Source organism: Methylobacterium sp. WL7, assembly GCF_008040085.1.
Taxonomy (GTDB): domain Bacteria; phylum Pseudomonadota; class Alphaproteobacteria; order Rhizobiales; family Beijerinckiaceae; genus Methylobacterium; species Methylobacterium mesophilicum.
The window spans coordinates 1-15106 of sequence record NZ_VRVG01000133.1 but is presented as its reverse complement, the minus strand read 5'-3'; the positions used below and the strand labels follow the sequence as shown (position 1 = coordinate 15106).

The following is a 15106-nucleotide window of genomic DNA, read 5'->3' as shown; positions in this document are numbered from 1 at the left end:
TTTTCGAGGCGCGGCATTCCACGGCCGATGTGGCGGAAACCTACGAACTCGTCCCCGCCACGGCGTCCGCGATATGCGGCGGCGGCGGCGCCGTGACGGTGATCGCCTCCCGCTTCGGGTAGAGCGGGATCGTCAGCGTCCGCGCGTGCAGGTGCAGGCTGCCGCCCCGGGGGGCGCTGCCGTAGATCGAATCTCCCAAAATCGGCCAGCCGGAGGCGGCGCAATGGACCCGGAGTTGGTGCGTGCGGCCGGTCACCGGCTTCAGCTCCAACCAGGTCCGGCCGCCGGCCCGGCCGAGGACGCGCCAATGGGTGAGGGCCGGGTCGCCCGCCGGGTCGGCCTTCATCCACCAGGAGCGCGGATCGTCGGAGCGGCGCGCCAGCGGCAGGTCGATCCGGCCGGAATCCGCGTCGGGTCCGCCCTCGACGACGGCCCAGTAGGTCTTGTCCACGGCGCTGCCGGAAAACAGCTTGCCGAGCCGGGCCAGTGCCTTGGCGTGGCGCCCGAGCGCCAGGCAGCCGGAGGTGTCGCGGTCGAGCCGGTGGGCGGCCTCGGGTCGGCGCGGCAGGCCGAAGCGGAGGCCGTCGAGGTGATCGGTCAGGGTCTCGCCGCCGCGCGGGCCGGGATGGACCGGCAGGCCCGGCGGCTTGTCGATGACGAGCAGCAGGGCATCGCGGTAGAGGAGGCGGGCACCTATGTCGAAGGTGAGTGACATCCGGTTGGGCTAGTGGCTCAAGGCCGGGTGGGCAAGGTGGGGCGAGGACGCGATTTCATGGCGAGCGAGGACAAGCCCGGCTGGTTCGGGCGCCTGTTCGGGCGCAAGGGTTCCGATGCGGCCGACCAGACGGTCGAAGAGACGGCGGAGACGGAACTCCCCGCGGATGCGCCGGCCTCGCCCGCCGAGGGCCAGCCCGACTACGCCACCGGGGCCGAGGATGTCGCCCACATTCCGCTGCCGCCCGAGGAGACGGAAGCGCCCGTCGCCGACGTGGTCGAGGGGGCGGACCTGCTGCCGATCGAAGGCGAGCCCGAGCGGCCGCCCGCCGGCACGGCCGGCGACGACCCCGCGCACGGCGCCGCCCCGGTCGATACCGGCGACGCGAACCGTGAGCCGGCGGTCGAGCCGGCGCCCGACATCCAGCCGGTCGATGCCGCCGCTGCGCTGGCCCACGATGCCGGCGCAGGGCCTGACCGGGAGCCCGAGGCCAAGGGCTGGTGGACGCGGCTCACCTCCGGGATGAAGCGGACCTCGTCGGCGCTGACCGACCGGGTCACCGGCCTGTTCACCAAGCGCAAGCTCGACGCCAACACCCTGGAGGATCTGGAGGACGCCCTGATCCAGGCCGATTTCGGCCTGGAGACCGCGACGCGGATCTCGGACGCGGTCGGCAAGGGCCGCTACGAGAAGGGCATCTCACCCGACGAGGTCCGGGCGATCCTGGCCACCGAGGTCGAGCGGGCGCTGGAGCCCGTGGCGGTGCCGCTCTCCATCGACGCGACGAAGAAGCCGTTCGTGATCCTGACCGTCGGCGTCAACGGCGCCGGCAAGACGACGACGCTGGGCAAGCTCGCCTCGAAGCTGCGCGCCGAGGGCCGGACCGTGATGCTGGCGGCCGGCGACACGTTCCGGGCGGCGGCGGTGGAGCAGCTCAAGGTCTGGGGTGCGCGCACCGGTACCCCGGTGGTGAGCGGCAGCGCGGGCGCCGACGCGGCCGGCCTCGCCTTCGACGCGCTCAAGCAGGCGACCGCCGCCGGGACCGACGTGCTGCTGATCGACACCGCCGGCCGGCTCCAGAACAAGGCCGGGTTGATGGCCGAGCTGGAGAAGATCGTCCGTGTGCTGCGCAAGCAGGACCCGGAGGCCCCGCACGCGACGATCCTCGTCCTCGACGCCACCGTCGGCCAGAACGCGATCTCGCAGGTGGAGCTGTTCTCCCAGGCGGCGCCGGTCTCTGGCCTGGTCATGACCAAGCTCGACGGCACGGCGCGCGGCGGGATCCTGGTGGCGTTGGCGGCCAAGTTCGGCCTGCCGGTCCACTTCATCGGCGTCGGCGAGGGCGTGGAGGATCTGGAGCCGTTCGCGGCCCGGGACTTCGCCCGGGCGATCGCAGGGCTGGAGAAGGATTAGGCTGCGATACGAAGCACATCGGTCCTGGCGAAGTCGTTACCCTTGAACAGGAGCGGTGCGTTCAGCCTCCGGGCCAGGGCGTCGGCGAAGCAATCGCCGAAGTTCAGCCCGGCCGAGTGCCGGCCCTTGCCGTAACGGGCGAAGGCGTCGGCAGCCACCTGGGCGAGGGCGTGGTCGACCGGGACGACGGCGATGCGACGTGCCAGGATCCACTCGTCCAGCACTGCTCGTCCGTCCGCCACACGCGAGGCGACGATGGCGCATTCCAGATAAGTCGCTGCCGCCATCGCAGGGCTTTCCGCGAGTGCCAGCACACGAGAAAAGGCTTCAGCCTCGGGTTCTCGGCGCTGGATTGCGATGAAGGCTGACGAATCGACGACGATCACGCAGGAAGACCGCTTTCATCGCAGGCGAGGATCTCCTCGATCGGACGCGGATCCACGATCCGGCTCGCCTCGAAGCGACGGCGCATCGTCTCATCGGCGGCCAATCCCTCGGCGATGCGGCGCTCCGCCGCCGTCTCCACCCGCGCCTGCTCCCGTCGCAGCAACTCCAGCAACAAATCCGGCGCGGCGCGGTGGGTGGTGGCCGTGAGGTCGGCGAGGAGCGCCTCGACCTCGGCGTTGTCGATCGTGATGGACATCGTCAGCCCCGCGTTCCACACAGCCTCGAAACCGCCAGCCAGGCCTCCAGCCTAACGCGAGTGCCGCATCCGAGCCAACTGACGCGCATGCAGATCGAATCCGTTCCGCCCCGCCGCCACCTGCCGCCGCTCGTGAAGCTGGCGCTGGAGCTTGGACCGCTCGTCATCTTCTTCCTGGGCAACGCTTATTCGGAACGACTCGGCGTTGCGCCGGACCAGAAGCTGTTCGTGGCCACCGGGGTGTTCATCGCGGCGACCGTGGTGGCGCTGGCGATCCACTACGTCCTGGTGCGGCGGCTGCCGATCATGCCGCTCGTGTCCGGCGTGGTCGTGGTGGTGTTCGGCGGGCTGACGCTGGCGCTGCAGGACAAGACCTTCATCATGGTCAAGCCGACCATCGTGAACGCGCTGTTCGGCACCGTGCTGCTCGGCGGCCTCGCCTTCGGGCGCTCGCTGCTTTCGGTGGTGCTCGATTCGATGTTCAGCCTCACCGAGGAGGGCTGGCGCAAGCTCACCTTCCGTTGGGGTCTTTTTTTCTTTGTTCTAGCGGCCTTGAACGAGATCGTTTGGCGGACCCAGACCGAGGATTTCTGGGTGAACTTCAAGGTGTTCGGCATCATGCCGCTCACCGTGGTGTTCGCCCTGGCGCAGACGCCGCTGCTGACCCGCTACGAGCGCAAGGAGCCTCAACCGGGCGAGTAAGCCTCTTGATGGCGTATCATCCTGTTCCGAAAGCCGGCGGCGACCTTTCGGGATGATACGTTAGCGCGCCTCCGCGACCTTCCCGGCCGCCCGGATCCGCGCCAGCACGCTGGCGTAGTTCTTCGGTGTGAGGATGCCGACGAGCTTGTCGCGGATCACCCCGTCGGGCCCGACCACGAAGGTCTCGGGCACGCCGTAGACGCCGAAATCGATCGCCGCGCGCCCGTCGGCGTCGGCGCCGACCGCGCGGAACGGCACCCCGTGCCGGGCCAGGAAGCGCTGGCCGGCGGCGGGGGTCGGCTCCTTGTAGTCGATGCCGACCAGCTGGATCCCGGGCTCCCGGGCGAGCCGCATCAGCATCGGGTGCTCGACCTGGCAGGGCGCGCACCACGAGGCGAACACGTTGATCACCGTGACCTGGCCCTTCAGGTCGGCGCTGGAGAGGCCCGGCACCGGGGCGTCGCCGGCTTTCAGGCCCGGCACCGCCGGCAGGCTGAAGCTCGGCACCGGCTTGCCGATCATCGCGGAGGGGAGAGCTGCCGGGTCGGCGCCCGAGCGCAGGCGCAGGAACAGCACCGCCGCCAGCGCGGCGAACGCCAGGACCGGCAGCAACAGCAGCAACGAGCGGCGGACCGGGGGCGGCCGGTCCGTGATGTCGTCGCCGCTCACCGCCGCTCCTCCCCGAAACCCTTCAGGGCGCGCCGTTGCGCCCACCGGTCCCGCAGGGCGTTGCCGACCAGCCCGGCCATGACCAGGGCCGTGAAGGCGTAGGCGGCAACGATGAAGCCGCCGTGAGAGCCGAGATCCATCGGTAAGGTCCTAGACCGGCTGCCCGACCGGCATCCCGGCGGGCTTCGGCGTGAGGCGCGGCTGCGTGCGGTCCAGGCGCTCGGCCTCGCGGATCGTCAGCGTCCGCACCCGGCGGCGCATGATCTCGGTGCGCATCGCGTAGAGGTGGAGGGTGATCCCGCCCAACGTCGCGGCGCCGATCATGATCAGCAGCGGGTAGAGCATCGACGGATCGATGCTGGAGCCGCCCATGCGCAGGATCGAGGCCGGCTGGTGCAGGGTCGACCACCAGTTCACCGAGAACTTGATGATCGGCAGGTTCACCGCGCCCACGAGGGTCATGATCGCCACCGCGCGGGCGGCCCGGTTCGGCTCCTCGAGGGTGCGCCACAAGGCGATGATGCCGCAATAGATCAGCAGCAGGACCAGCATCGAGGTCAGCCGCGCGTCCCAGACCCAGTAGGTCCCCCACATCGGCTTGCCCCAGAGCGAACCGGTGACCAGGCAGATCAGCGTGAACGCCGCCCCGATCGGCGCGGCGGCGCGTTGCGCCACGTCGGCCAGCGGGTGGCGCCAGACCAGGGTGCCGATCGCCGACACGCTCATGGCGCCGTAGAAAAACACCCCGAGCCAGGCCGCCGGGACGTGGATGTACATGATCCGGACGGTCTCGCCCTGCTGGTAGTCCGGCGGCACGGCGAAGAAGGTCAGGTACAGGCCGACCGCCAGCGCGCCGAGCGACAGGGCGGTGAGCCACGGCACCAGCACGCCCGACCACCGCATGAAGTGGCTCGGGTTCGACAGGCGGGTCCAGAGGGAGGGCGTCATGGCGTCTGTCTCGGACATCGTTCCTGCGGTCTAGCCCAGGGTGCGGTGCAGCAACAATGCGGCCTTTGTCCGCCGATACTGCATCGGCGTGCAGGCCATGTGCCGCCGGAAGGCGGTGCGGAACGCCGTCTCGGATTCGTAGCCGACGGCATACGCGATCGCGGCGACGGGATCGTCGGAGCGTAGCAGCCGGTCGGCGGCGCGCTGCATCCGCCCGCCGGCGAGATAGGCGAGCGGCGGCTGGCCGACCACCGCGCGGAACGTGGCCGCGAAAGTCGTGCGCGACATGCCGGCGCGCGCGGCGAGTTCCGCCACGGTCCAGCGCCGGGCCGGCTCCGCGTGCAGGGCCGTGAGCGCCCGGGCCAGCCTTGGATCGGTGAGCGCCCCGAGCCAGCCGGTCGGCCGCGCGGAAGCGAGCCAGAGCCGCAGCACCTGCAGCAGCATGATCTGCGCGAGGTGGTCGGCCATCAGGGCGCCGCCGGGCGCGCCCTGGCGCAGTTCCACGGCCAGCTGGTCCAGCGCCCAGCGCAGGATCGCGGCCTGGTTCGAGGCGTCCCGGATCGGCACGATCGCCGGCAGCGCGTCGAACAGCAAGCCGGCCGCATCGCCCGCGAAGAAGAACCGTCCGCCGACCAGGAAGAAGTCGCCGCCGCCGTTGCAGGTCGCGACCGTGTCGGCCGCGTTGTCGTAGATCGCGGCGGACTCGATCGCCGGAAGCGTCAGGTCGGTGGCGAGGTGGAACGGGCGGCCCCGGGTCAGCAGGAAGCAATCGCCGGCCGCCATCCGGACCGGCTCGGGCTCGCCCTTGACCGCAACCCAGCAGGTACCCCGCATCACGGCGTTGAACTTGATCCCTTCATGGGCGGGGAAGCGGATCGCCCAGGCGCCGCCGGCATCGAGCCCCGCGCTGAGTACGCTTTGGGGCCTGAGCATCGCGAGAACGTCGGAGAGCGGATCCATGGCGCGAACCGGACGCCCGCGCAGGATTCGCGGACGCCTAAGCATGGAGCGTCCGGCATTCCGGGTCGATCGTCTGCGCGCGCCGGCAGCATCGCCGGGCCGCCCTTGAGCAAGACCATGATTGATCATCAAACGCCGCTCGGATCCGGTTTCGGCGCCCGCAGCACCGCCTCCGACGTCCTGGCCGGGCGCGACCTGACGGGGCGTTTTGCGGTCGTCACCGGGGGGCATTCGGGCCTGGGTATCGAGACCACCCGTGCGCTCGCAGCCGCGGGCGCTGAGGTCCTCGTCGCCGCCCGCGATCCGGACGCCGCCCGGATCGCCACGCAGGATATTCCCCGGACGACGGTCGACGCCCTCGACCTGTCGGACCTCGGTAGCGTCCGGCGTTTCGCCGAGGGCGTCCTGCAGGCTGGCCGGCCGATCGACTGGCTCATCAACGATGCCGGCCTGATGGCCTGCCCGGAGATGCGGGTCGGGCCGGGCTGGGAAGCGCAGTTCGCCACCAATCATCTCGGCCATTTTGCCCTGACCAACCGCCTTCTACCGCTGCTTGCGAGCGGCGCCCGGGTGATTGTCTTGTCCTCGGCCGGGCACCACCTCTCGCCGATCCGCTGGAACGACGTGATGTTCTCCGGCGGCTACGATAAATGGCACGCCTACGGTCAGTCGAAGACCGCCAACGCCCTGTTCGCATTCCATCTCGACCGGCTGGGACGGGACCGGGGTATCCGCGCCTTCTCCCTGCATCCCGGAAAAATCTTCACGCCGCTCCAGCGCCACCTGACCCGGGCCGAGATGATCGCGGAGGGCTGGCTCGACGCGCAGGGCGCGCCAGTGGATCCGACATTCAAGACACCGGCCCAGGGCGCCGCCACCCAGGTCTGGGCGGCGACTTCGCCGCTGCTCGATGGGCTCGGCGGCCTGTATTGCGAGGATTGCGACGTGGCCGTGCGCGCGGAGGTGGCGGGCGCCCCGTTCGTGGGCGTCAAGGCGTATGCGGTGGATCCTGACGCGGCCGCGCGTTTGTGGGCGCTGTCCGTCAAGCTGACTGAGACCGGATTTCCCGAGGGGGCCGGCCGTCCCGGTTCGTGATCGCGCGGTCCGGAGATACGCCACGTTTGGAGGGCGTTCGCCGCTTCGATCCATTTGGCGGTGCCGGTGTCCGAAACAGCTTGCGGCGCTCGCCATTGTGGCCCGGACGTCACAAGCGCTGGCGGATAACGGCGGCGATGACGATGGCGGGCGAGTCACCGGCCGCCATCCACCCGACGCCCGCACGTGTCACGATTGCACGTCGCCTCAATATAGATTACGTTCAACATGAAAGTGCGGCCATGCCGCCCGGCGCGCGGCGTTCGCATGGCGCGTGTCCGCATGCCGGGCGGTCGGCCACTCCGTGGGGTCCATCGATGGCCGAAGAAGCGCCTGGGCTGCCGACCGCCGTCGGCCTGGTCGTTTATCCCGGGCGTTGGCGAGCCTTGGCCGAGTGCCGCATGAGCGACGCGGCCGGCCACCCCGTCGCGACCGCGCGCACGACCGGCCTTCCGTTCGATCTGCCCAGTGCCGTGACGCCTCCAGCGGCCGGTCAAGCGACCGCAACGTTCACGACGCCGCCGATCCCTCGGCCGGTGTCGCCTCGGCCATCGTGCCTGCTATCAAACCCGTCAGGCCGTGAGGGCTCCGCCATGGACAACCGAACGCGTCGCCTGCTCGAAGCGCCGCTCGTGCCGACCCTGGCTCGGATGGCCGGGCCGAACGTCGTGGTGATGGTCGTCCAGACCTCCATTGGCCTGATCGAGACCTATTTCGTCGCGAAACTTGGCACCGACGTCCTGGCCGGCATGGCCCTCGTCTTCCCGGTCGTCATGCTGGTCCAGATGCTGTCCGCCGGCGGCATGGGCGGCGGCATCCAGTCGGCGGTCGCGCGCACTCTGGGCGCCGGCCGGACGACCGAGGCCAGCCTCGTCGCTTGGCACGCTGCCGCCATCGGCCTCGGACTGGGTCTTTTAACCAGCCTGCTCGCGCTGCCGTTGGGACCGCACCTCTACGCCGCGATGGGCGGCACCGGAGGATCGCTCCAGGCCGCGACGGCCTACGCGAACGTCGTGCTCGGCGGAGCGGTCCTGATCTGGCTGTTCAACGCGCTGGCGGCCGTGATCCGCGGTACCGGCAACATGGCCCTCCCGGCCGGCGTCACCTGTGCCGGAGCCATCGTGCTGATCCCGCTCTCGCCGGCGCTGATCTTCGGCTGGGGTCCGTTCCCCAGGCTCGGCGTCGTGGGTGGGGGCGTGGCTGTCGCGGCCTACTACGCCGCCGGCACCGCCGTCTTCGCCGCCTCCATCTGGTCTGGCCGTGGCGTCCTGCACCCGAGCCGGCGCCTCCCGAGACTCACCTGGGCGCCGTCCCGCGAGATCCTGCGCGTCGGCCTGCTCTCTGGCATCGCCAGTGTGACGTCGAACGTCACGGTCATCGCCGCGACGGGCTTCGTGGGAACGGCGGGGCCGGCCGCGGTGGCTGGATATGGAACCGGCGCCCGGCTGGAATACCTGCTGGTCCCCCTCGTGTTCGGGCTCGGTTCTCCCATTGCCGCCATCGTCGGGACCGCTCTCGGTGCCGGACTGCATGCCCGCGCCCGTCAGGCTGCGCTGACCGGCGCCATCGTGGCCGGTCTTCTGACGGAGGCCATCGGTCTTGCAGCCGCCATGTATCCGGAGGCTTGGCTCGGTCTGTTCGGGGGCGATCCGGCCATGATGGCCACCGGCTCGTCCTATCTCCGCATCGTCGGACCGTTCTACGGGTTCTTCGGGGCCGGACTTGCTCTCTACTTCGCGGCCCAGGGCGCAGGCCGTGTCGGCTGGCCGCTCACAGCCAGCATCCTCCGGATGGGGGTGGCGCTGGGGGGCGCCTGGGTCGCGGCAATCTTCGGGCTCGGTCCCGCGTGGATGTTCGCTGCCCTCGCGGCAGGGCTCGTCACCATGGGCCTCGTCAACGCGACAGCTTTTGCAACGGGGAGAATGTTCTTGACCCAGGCCGCTCCAAAGCCGGCTGTTGCGCCCCAAATCCTCACGACGGCGGTTGAATGACCCCGAAAGGCGCGGAGCCGCCAAACCTGCCGCTCGATGGATGGCCGTTTCGAAGCCGGCATCAACCTGTTGATGCGGCATGGTCGAGCAGGTCGCGGAACGTCCACCTTTCAACGGGGGGCAGGTCTACTTCCCGTCTCGAACCGAAATTGCCTGACGACCGACCAATCACTGCTTTCGGGAAGCATTGATGAAGTCCGGTTGAATCGGCAGAGGGCGAACCAGCCCGGACCGATCGCCGCCCTGAGCCGCGAAACGAAATCCGAACGACGCACCATCACCGCCCGCGCTGCAAACCGATCCCCGGATCCATCCTGCGACACCCCTGCACGCACTGACGCAGCCCCCTCCAATCGACGCGGACAGCCGACCTCGACCCTTGCGAACGCCATCGCAATCCCGCATATACGATGAAACAAAACAGGAACAAAAGAGCGTCGCCGTAGAAACCTGTGGATGACGCGGCCTTCTCTCACCGGAACGAGCCCCGCATGCGAACCGCCGACAAGCAGATCGCCGACATCCTGGTGCGCTACGGGGAGCCCTTCGGGGGCAACGTCTGGCGCGTGCAGGGCACGGCTGTGATCTACCACAAGACGCTGGAGCGGATCGCCGCGCAGGCCGGGATCGTGTTCGAGCCGCCGACGATCATCCGGGCCGAGCGCGACGAGGCCGTGCTGCTGGTGACCGGGCGCCTGCCCGGGGCCAAGGTCGGCGCGAAGCCGGCCGCCGACCGGGTCGAGTGGTCGATGGGCGAGGCCCTGGTCAACGTGAACTACCGCGTCTCGGGCAAGCAGGCGGCCTACGTCTACGCCATGGCGGAAAAGCGCGGGAAGGACCGCGTCATCCTCAAGCTGATCGAGCTTCACGGCCTGGTCTACTCGGAGGAGGAGGCCGACGAGTTCCGCACCCAGCTGCCCACCGTCCGGGCCGTGGACGAGGATTTCGAGGAGGCCCAGCCCTTCGACGAGGTCACCGAGGCCGAGGGCGACCTCAAGCGCCGCATTGACGGTGCCGAGACCATCAACGACGTGACCGACCTGATGCTCGACGGCGCCACCCAGGCAATCCTGGCGGCGATGCCGCCCGGCACCCGCGACGAGGTCCGCGACTACGCCAAGGCGCGCCTCGTGGCGCTCGGCTGGCCCAAGCGCACCGGCCGCCGCAGCGCGGCCTGAATTCTCGAACTCTCAAACCCGCAGGAGACCGCCATGCATCGCACGACGCGCCGCCGTACCCTGAAGGCCCGCCGGGACCATCACCTCGGCTGGAGCATCGAGACCCTGTCGTACAGCCCGACCCGGATCGTGCGCCTGGGCGACGAGAAGGTGGCGATCCTGTTCCCGCCGGTCGAGCCCGGGGCCGAGTGGCAGCTCTATCCGCATCCCGACACGTTCCCGGGGCTCAACTTCGAGGGGCTGCCCGAGCCGCTGCGCCCCGAGTTTCTGGGCTTCTCGGACCTGCCGGCCGTCGAGCGGTTCCTCGGCATCGACGACGCGGTGCCAACGGCCCTCGCGGCCTGACGAGCCGGTTCCCTACGTCGGCGGCCAGGGCGCGCCCCGGTGGAGCGCCTCGGCCTCCGGGGTGAAGATCTTGGGGTCGGAGCCGTGCAGCACCAGCGGCGGCAGCAGGCTCGGAGCCGCGCGGCTGCCCCGGATGGCGGCGATCAGCACCCGGATCGCCGGCGCCTCGGCCCGGGCGTGGACCGGGCGGATCGCGATCCCGCCGTAGCGGCCCGTCATGGCGTCGAGGCAGGCCGGCAGGGTGTCCGCCCGGTGGATCAGCCCGAGCCGGCCCCCCGGCCGCAGGATCGCCGTGCAGGCGCGGATCCAGAGGTCCAGGCCGCTCTCGGGAAACGTGTGCGCCATCGCCTTGCCTGGATGCGGGGAGGGGCGGTGGCGGCCCGCGGTGAAGAACGGTGGGTTGGTCAGGACGAGGTCGAAGCCGTCGGGCTCCAGCCCGGCGGCGCGGCGCTCGGCCGCCGGCGCCAGCACGTCGGCCTCGATCACCGAAGCCGCGATGCCGTTGAGGGCGGCGTTGGTCCGCGCCATCCCGGCCAGCTCGGGATCGCGCTCCACCAGGGTCGGGCGGGTGCCGGGATGGAGCGCCGCGCAGGCCAGGCCCACCGCGCCGGTGCCGGCGCCGACATCGCACAGCCGCTCCCCCGGCGCCGGGACCAGCAGCCGGGCGAGCAGCACCGCATCGGTCCCGGCCCGGTGCGCCCCCCGGGGCGGCTGATGCAGGCGCACAATCCCGCCCAGGAAGGCATCGGGCTCCGGGCTCACGGGTCACGCAACTCGTGCGCGAGCCCGGCATCCGTGAGCAACCGGCGGGCCTGGGGCGCCCAATCACCCGGAACCATCAGGCGCTGACCGAACGCCCCGATCGAGCCTTCCATCACGCTCATGTGGGTGTCGGCCACCAGGACCGGGATCTCGGCAGCCTCGAGCACCGAGCGGGCAAAGCCGATCAGCACGGGATCATTCGCAGAAATCAGTACGATCATCGCAATTCTTCGAAGGATGCCGGTCGTCCGGCGCATTCGTCGCGTTCGCTGCGCATTCCCTTCGCACCATATCCTCCCTGCGCCGATGTTGCGGCGCCGCGAGGCGCGTGCGAAGGGATCGCCCGCCCCCTGCGGGGGAACCGGACTGGAGGTCGCGGATCTTGGGTATGGCCCTCTCCATCGAGAATCCGAAGCCCGAGACCGAGGCGGGGCTGAACGACCTCGTCGCGCTGGTGGCGGACGGCATGGCGCGGGTCAACACCACGATCCTGTCGCGCACCGGATCCGACGTGGCGATGATCCCGGAGGTGGCCAACCACCTGATCGCCAGCGGCGGCAAGCGCCTGCGCCCGATTCTCACGCTCGCCTGCGCCAAACTCTGCGGCTACGCCGGCGACGGCGACGTGAAGCTCGCCGCCAGCGTCGAGTTCATGCACACCGCGACCCTGCTGCATGACGACGTGGTCGACGAGAGCGACATGCGCCGCGGCCGCGTCGCCGCCCGGATTAAATGGGGCAACGAGGCCTCGGTGCTGGTCGGCGACTTTCTGCTGGGCCAGGCCTTCCGGATGATGGTCGAGGTCGGCTCCTTGCGGGCGCTCGACATCCTGTCCGCCGCCGCCACGGTGATCGCCGAGGGCGAGGTGATGCAGCTCACCAACGCCAAGAACCTCGAAACCGACGAAGCCGCCTACCTGGCGGTGATCCGCGGCAAGACCGCCGAGCTGTTCGCCGCCGCCTGCGAGGTCGGCCCCGTACTCGCCGGCCGGCCGGAGGCCGAGCAGGTCGCGGCCCGCGCTTACGGGATGAACCTCGGCATCGCCTTCCAGCTGATCGACGACGTGCTCGATTACGGCGGCACCTCGGCCGAACTCGGCAAGAATGTCGGCGACGATTTTCGCGAGGGCAAGATCACCCTGCCGATCGTGCTGGCCCACCGCCGGGCCAGCGAGGGCGAGCGCGGCTTCTGGCGTCGGACCCTGCAGCAGGGCGAGATCGGCGAAGACGACCTCGGTACGGCCCTCGACCTGCTGCAGCGCCACGGCGCCCTGGAGGAGACGGTGGCCCGCGCCCACCAGTACGGCGCCCAGGCGCGCGCCGCCCTCGACGTCTTCCCGGACGGACCGGTGAAGGCCGCGCTCAACGGCGCGGTGGATTTCTGCGTGGCCCGGGCGCGCTGAGGCGCATCGCTCAAGCGGCCTACCGGAGCGGAAGCCCCGCCGGGTGTGCCGTGAAGCTGCGCCGATAGGCGGTCGGGGTGACCCCGACGAGGCTGCGGAAGTGGCTGCGCAGGGCCGGCGCCGAGCCGAACCCCACAAGCCGGGCGATCTCGTCCACCGGGCGCCTCGTCTCCTCGAGCATCGTCCGCGCCTCCGCCAGCCGCTCGGCGACGAGCCAGGCCCCCGGCGCATGGCCGGTGGCGGCTCGGACGTGGCGGTGGAGGCTCCGCACGCTGAGACCGGCCTCGTGCGCCATCCGCTCGACCGTCCAGGCCGCGCCGAGGCTTTCGCGGACGCGATCGAACAGCAGCCCGAGCTTGGTGCCGGCGTGCTTCGGAACCGGCCGCTGCACGAACTGCGCCTGGCCGCCGTCGCGATGCGCGTGGACGACCATGCGGCGCGCGACCGTGTTGGCGACCTGCGCGCCGAAATCCATCCGCACCACGTGGAGGCAGAGATCGAGACCGGCCGCGCTGCCGGCCGAGGTCAGGATCGAGCCCGCGTCGACATACAGTACGTCGGCGGCGACCTGGACACCCGGGAAGGCGGCGAGCCGGTCGGTGAAGTGCCAATGCGTCGTGGCCCGGCGGCCCGCCAGCAGGCCGGCCTCGGCGAGTACGAAGGCGCCGGCGCAGATCGCGACGAGGCGCGCCACCCGGGCATGGGCCCGCCTCAGCGCCGCGATCAGGGGAGCGGGCATCGCCCCCGCGGGACCGCGCCAGCCCGGGACGACGATCGTCCCGGCGTGGTCGAGGAGTTCGAGGCCGCCATCGGGCTGCACCACGACCCCGCCGGTGCCCCGCAACGGCCCCGGTTCCACGGCCGCAATGGCGCAGCGGTACCAGCGCGAGCCGAATTCCGGCCTGGGCAGGGCGAAGACCTCGACGGCGCAGCCGTACTCGAACGTGCACAGCCCGTCATAGGCCAGGATGACGACGGCGTGGCTCGGCGATTTTGGCATGATCTCATCGGTAATGGCCGATCGTGCCACTGGCAACGGCGCCGTCCGCGGAAGAGATTTCTCCGGTCCGCACAGCAAGATGCGGCCGCCCCAAGGATGTCGTCATGCGTTTGATCGGTATGCTCGATTCCCCCTATGTCCGCCGCGTCGCGATCACGCTGCGGATGGCCGACATTCCGTTCACGCACGAGTCGGTGTCGGTCCTGCGGGACGTCGAGAGGTTCCGCGCGGTCAACCCCGTGATCAAGGCGCCGACACTGGTCACCGACGACGGGATCACGCTGATGGATTCGACGCTGATCCTGGCGCACTTGTCCGCAATGCGGCCGGATCGCGCGCGGTTGATGCCCGTGGACCTCGCCGGGCATGCCCGGGCCTGCCGCATCCTCGGCCTCGCCCTGGCGGCCGCCGACAAGACCGTGCAACGCGTCTACGAGCGCAATCTGCGTCCTGAGGACAAGCAGCACGCCCCCTGGCTCGACCGGATCCATGCGCAGCTCACAGCCGCCTATCGAGAGCTGGAGCGGGAAGTCGAGTTGCAACAGCCGTGGCTGTTCGGGTCGGCGCCGCTTCAGCCGGATATCACCGCTGCGGTGGTCTGTCGGTTCACGCGGACCGTGGATGGCGACGCGGTCCCGGAGGCCGACCATCCGAACCTCACCGCCCTGTGCGCGCGCGCCGAAGCGCTGCCGGCCTTTCGGGAGTGCCCGGTCGCTTAAAGCATCGTTCCGAAAGGTGGCCGCCGGCTTTCGGGAGGATGGCTGGGTCGCAGAAGGCGTCACGGATCCCGGGTCGAAAGCCACCAGGTGCCGCCGTCATACCAGCAGCCCGCATCGGGCGGCGCGTCGAAGCGGATCGACCGGACCGCGGCGAGGGGTCTTCGTGCGAAGGCCTCGGATAGCCCGTCTTCGGCCACCTCCCGCAGGCCCTGAAGCGGGATGAAGCTCGCCATGGAGAGGAAACGGGCCAGCCAGGCTGCGTCTGCCGCGGTTCGGCGAACCAGCAGCATGCCGCCCCGGCGGTTGGCAGCCTGAAGCGGGAACAGAAGCCGTCCCTCTGGCCGCAGCGCGTCGAGCCAGGCGCGGGCAGGGCGCGGTCAGGGCGATCGCTTGAAAGGAATGGATTTCGGTGTTGCCTTTTGCGTGATTCACAGGGGGCCTCGGTCTGGTGAGGCATCCGATGTCAGGCAAGGCACTGGTGGAGCATTTTTCGGCGTTGGAAGACCCGCGCCAGAGTTGGAAGGTGGTCTACCCGCTGCCGGAGATCATGTTGCTGGTCCTGTG

19 protein-coding genes are annotated in these 15106 nt (G+C 70.3%); 8 read left to right on the top strand and 11 right to left on the bottom strand.

Going from position 1 to position 15106, the window contains the following annotated elements:
- Positions 1 to 40: 40 nt before the first annotated feature.
- The gene (locus FV233_RS24230) at positions 41 to 715 is read right to left on the bottom strand and encodes an RluA family pseudouridine synthase (protein ID WP_147899025.1); all 675 of its coding nucleotides are present in this window, start codon (positions 713 to 715) and stop codon (positions 41 to 43) included.
- A gap of 57 nt (positions 716 to 772) precedes the next feature.
- On the opposite strand from FV233_RS24230, the gene ftsY reads away from it, so the two are divergent.
- Positions 773 to 2128 (top strand): signal recognition particle-docking protein FtsY, encoded by a 1356-nt coding sequence (gene ftsY, locus FV233_RS24225; protein WP_147899024.1) that lies wholly within the window; start codon positions 773 to 775, stop codon positions 2126 to 2128.
- Here ftsY and FV233_RS24220 read toward each other — a convergent pair.
- Positions 2125 to 2514 (bottom strand): type II toxin-antitoxin system VapC family toxin, encoded by a 390-nt coding sequence (locus FV233_RS24220; protein ID WP_147899023.1) that lies wholly within the window; start codon positions 2512 to 2514, stop codon positions 2125 to 2127. The genes ftsY and FV233_RS24220 overlap by 4 nt on opposite strands.
- Entirely contained in the window at positions 2511 to 2771 is a 261-nt protein-coding gene (locus FV233_RS24215) for a hypothetical protein (protein ID WP_147899022.1), read from the bottom strand. Before FV233_RS24215 ends, FV233_RS24220 begins: the two co-directional genes overlap by 4 nt.
- Positions 2772 to 2858: 87 nt before the next feature.
- On the opposite strand from FV233_RS24215, the gene FV233_RS24210 reads away from it, so the two are divergent.
- On the top strand, positions 2859 to 3473 hold the full coding sequence (locus tag FV233_RS24210; RefSeq protein WP_147899021.1) for a septation protein A: 615 nt from the start codon (positions 2859 to 2861) through the stop codon (positions 3471 to 3473).
- 60 nt (positions 3474 to 3533) lie between these two features.
- Here the strand turns inward: FV233_RS24210 and FV233_RS24205 are convergent, their stop codons facing one another.
- From FV233_RS24205 to FV233_RS24190, 4 genes are read right to left on the bottom strand one after another with little or no spacing between them, the layout of a single operon-like run.
- Complete coding sequence (locus FV233_RS24205; RefSeq protein ID WP_147899020.1) at positions 3534 to 4142, bottom strand: DsbE family thiol:disulfide interchange protein; 609 nt, start codon at positions 4140 to 4142, stop codon at positions 3534 to 3536.
- Positions 4139 to 4282 carry a heme exporter protein CcmD gene (gene ccmD, locus FV233_RS24200; protein WP_147855018.1) on the bottom strand — a complete coding sequence of 48 codons (144 nt, stop codon included), beginning with the start codon at positions 4280 to 4282 and terminating at the stop codon, positions 4139 to 4141. The genes FV233_RS24205 and ccmD overlap by 4 nt, the downstream gene beginning before the upstream one ends.
- A gap of 10 nt (positions 4283 to 4292) precedes the next feature.
- Positions 4293 to 5090 (bottom strand): heme ABC transporter permease, encoded by a 798-nt coding sequence (locus FV233_RS24195; protein WP_147855017.1) that lies wholly within the window; start codon positions 5088 to 5090, stop codon positions 4293 to 4295.
- Positions 5091 to 5120: 30 nt separating this feature from the next.
- On the bottom strand, positions 5121 to 6050 hold the full coding sequence (locus tag FV233_RS24190) for an AraC family transcriptional regulator (protein ID WP_147855016.1): 930 nt from the start codon (positions 6048 to 6050) through the stop codon (positions 5121 to 5123).
- A 117-nt stretch (positions 6051 to 6167) separates the two neighbouring features.
- Here FV233_RS24190 and FV233_RS24185 point away from each other — a divergent pair, with 117 nt between their 5' ends.
- The 4 genes from FV233_RS24185 to FV233_RS24170 all read left to right on the top strand — a co-directional run bounded on the left by FV233_RS24185 (position 6168) and on the right by FV233_RS24170 (position 10659).
- Positions 6168 to 7145 carry an SDR family NAD(P)-dependent oxidoreductase gene (locus tag FV233_RS24185; RefSeq protein WP_147855015.1) on the top strand — a complete coding sequence of 326 codons (978 nt, stop codon included), beginning with the start codon at positions 6168 to 6170 and terminating at the stop codon, positions 7143 to 7145.
- Between the two features lie 593 nt (positions 7146 to 7738).
- On the top strand, positions 7739 to 9136 hold the full coding sequence (locus tag FV233_RS24180; RefSeq protein ID WP_147855014.1) for an MATE family efflux transporter: 1398 nt from the start codon (positions 7739 to 7741) through the stop codon (positions 9134 to 9136).
- A gap of 491 nt (positions 9137 to 9627) precedes the next feature.
- Entirely contained in the window at positions 9628 to 10314 is a 687-nt protein-coding gene (locus FV233_RS24175; protein WP_147855013.1) for a trna delta -isopentenylpyrophosphate transferase, read from the top strand.
- A 33-nt stretch (positions 10315 to 10347) separates the two neighbouring features.
- Positions 10348 to 10659: a hypothetical protein gene (locus tag FV233_RS24170; RefSeq protein WP_147855012.1), complete on the top strand. Its 312-nt coding sequence runs from the start codon at positions 10348 to 10350 to the stop codon at positions 10657 to 10659.
- Positions 10660 to 10671: 12 nt separating this feature from the next.
- Here the strand turns inward: FV233_RS24170 and FV233_RS24165 are convergent, their stop codons facing one another.
- Positions 10672 to 11421 (bottom strand): methyltransferase, encoded by a 750-nt coding sequence (locus tag FV233_RS24165; RefSeq protein WP_147899019.1) that lies wholly within the window; start codon positions 11419 to 11421, stop codon positions 10672 to 10674.
- Positions 11418 to 11642, bottom strand: coding sequence for a DUF2007 domain-containing protein (locus FV233_RS24160; protein ID WP_147855101.1), 225 nt, complete (start codon positions 11640 to 11642; stop codon positions 11418 to 11420). The genes FV233_RS24165 and FV233_RS24160 overlap by 4 nt, the downstream gene beginning before the upstream one ends.
- A gap of 167 nt (positions 11643 to 11809) precedes the next feature.
- Here FV233_RS24160 and FV233_RS24155 point away from each other — a divergent pair, with 167 nt between their 5' ends.
- Positions 11810 to 12823, top strand: coding sequence for a polyprenyl synthetase family protein (locus FV233_RS24155; protein WP_147855100.1), 1014 nt, complete (start codon positions 11810 to 11812; stop codon positions 12821 to 12823).
- A 19-nt stretch (positions 12824 to 12842) separates the two neighbouring features.
- Here FV233_RS24155 and ftrA read toward each other — a convergent pair whose 3' ends face one another.
- Complete coding sequence (gene ftrA / locus FV233_RS24150) at positions 12843 to 13823, bottom strand: transcriptional regulator FtrA (RefSeq protein ID WP_147899018.1); 981 nt, start codon at positions 13821 to 13823, stop codon at positions 12843 to 12845.
- Positions 13824 to 13927: 104 nt separating this feature from the next.
- Between ftrA and FV233_RS24145 the strand changes: the two genes are divergently transcribed.
- Positions 13928 to 14542 carry a glutathione S-transferase gene (locus FV233_RS24145; protein WP_147855778.1) on the top strand — a complete coding sequence of 205 codons (615 nt, stop codon included), beginning with the start codon at positions 13928 to 13930 and terminating at the stop codon, positions 14540 to 14542.
- Positions 14543 to 14601: 59 nt separating this feature from the next.
- Here FV233_RS24145 and FV233_RS30595 read toward each other — a convergent pair whose 3' ends face one another.
- Positions 14602 to 14775 carry a hypothetical protein gene (locus FV233_RS30595; RefSeq protein ID WP_187278214.1) on the bottom strand — a complete coding sequence of 58 codons (174 nt, stop codon included), beginning with the start codon at positions 14773 to 14775 and terminating at the stop codon, positions 14602 to 14604.
- Between the last annotated feature and the right edge of the window lie 331 nt (positions 14776 to 15106).

What these genes read in the sequence shown, in the direction of transcription:
- FV233_RS24230 (WP_147899025.1), bottom strand. Translation starts at nt 715, where the DNA reads ATGTCACTCACCTTCGACATAGGTGCCCGCCTCCTCTACCGCGATGCC.
- ftsY (WP_147899024.1), top strand. Translation starts at nt 773, where the DNA reads ATGGCGAGCGAGGACAAGCCCGGCTGGTTCGGGCGCCTGTTCGGGCGC.
- FV233_RS24215 (WP_147899022.1), bottom strand. Translation starts at nt 2,771, where the DNA reads ATGTCCATCACGATCGACAACGCCGAGGTCGAGGCGCTCCTCGCCGAC.
- FV233_RS24210 (WP_147899021.1), top strand. Translation starts at nt 2,859, where the DNA reads ATGCAGATCGAATCCGTTCCGCCCCGCCGCCACCTGCCGCCGCTCGTG.
- ccmD (WP_147855018.1), bottom strand. Translation starts at nt 4,282, where the DNA reads ATGGATCTCGGCTCTCACGGCGGCTTCATCGTTGCCGCCTACGCCTTC.
- FV233_RS24195 (WP_147855017.1), bottom strand. Translation starts at nt 5,090, where the DNA reads ATGACGCCCTCCCTCTGGACCCGCCTGTCGAACCCGAGCCACTTCATG.
- FV233_RS24190 (WP_147855016.1), bottom strand. Translation starts at nt 6,050, where the DNA reads ATGGATCCGCTCTCCGACGTTCTCGCGATGCTCAGGCCCCAAAGCGTA.
- FV233_RS24185 (WP_147855015.1), top strand. Translation starts at nt 6,168, where the DNA reads ATGATTGATCATCAAACGCCGCTCGGATCCGGTTTCGGCGCCCGCAGC.
- FV233_RS24180 (WP_147855014.1), top strand. Translation starts at nt 7,739, where the DNA reads ATGGACAACCGAACGCGTCGCCTGCTCGAAGCGCCGCTCGTGCCGACC.
- FV233_RS24175 (WP_147855013.1), top strand. Translation starts at nt 9,628, where the DNA reads ATGCGAACCGCCGACAAGCAGATCGCCGACATCCTGGTGCGCTACGGG.
- FV233_RS24170 (WP_147855012.1), top strand. Translation starts at nt 10,348, where the DNA reads ATGCATCGCACGACGCGCCGCCGTACCCTGAAGGCCCGCCGGGACCAT.
- FV233_RS24160 (WP_147855101.1), bottom strand. Translation starts at nt 11,642, where the DNA reads ATGATCGTACTGATTTCTGCGAATGATCCCGTGCTGATCGGCTTTGCC.
- FV233_RS24155 (WP_147855100.1), top strand. Translation starts at nt 11,810, where the DNA reads ATGGCCCTCTCCATCGAGAATCCGAAGCCCGAGACCGAGGCGGGGCTG.
- ftrA (WP_147899018.1), bottom strand. Translation starts at nt 13,823, where the DNA reads ATGCCAAAATCGCCGAGCCACGCCGTCGTCATCCTGGCCTATGACGGG.
- FV233_RS24145 (WP_147855778.1), top strand. Translation starts at nt 13,928, where the DNA reads ATGCGTTTGATCGGTATGCTCGATTCCCCCTATGTCCGCCGCGTCGCG.
- FV233_RS30595 (WP_187278214.1), bottom strand. Translation starts at nt 14,775, where the DNA reads ATGGCGAGCTTCATCCCGCTTCAGGGCCTGCGGGAGGTGGCCGAAGAC.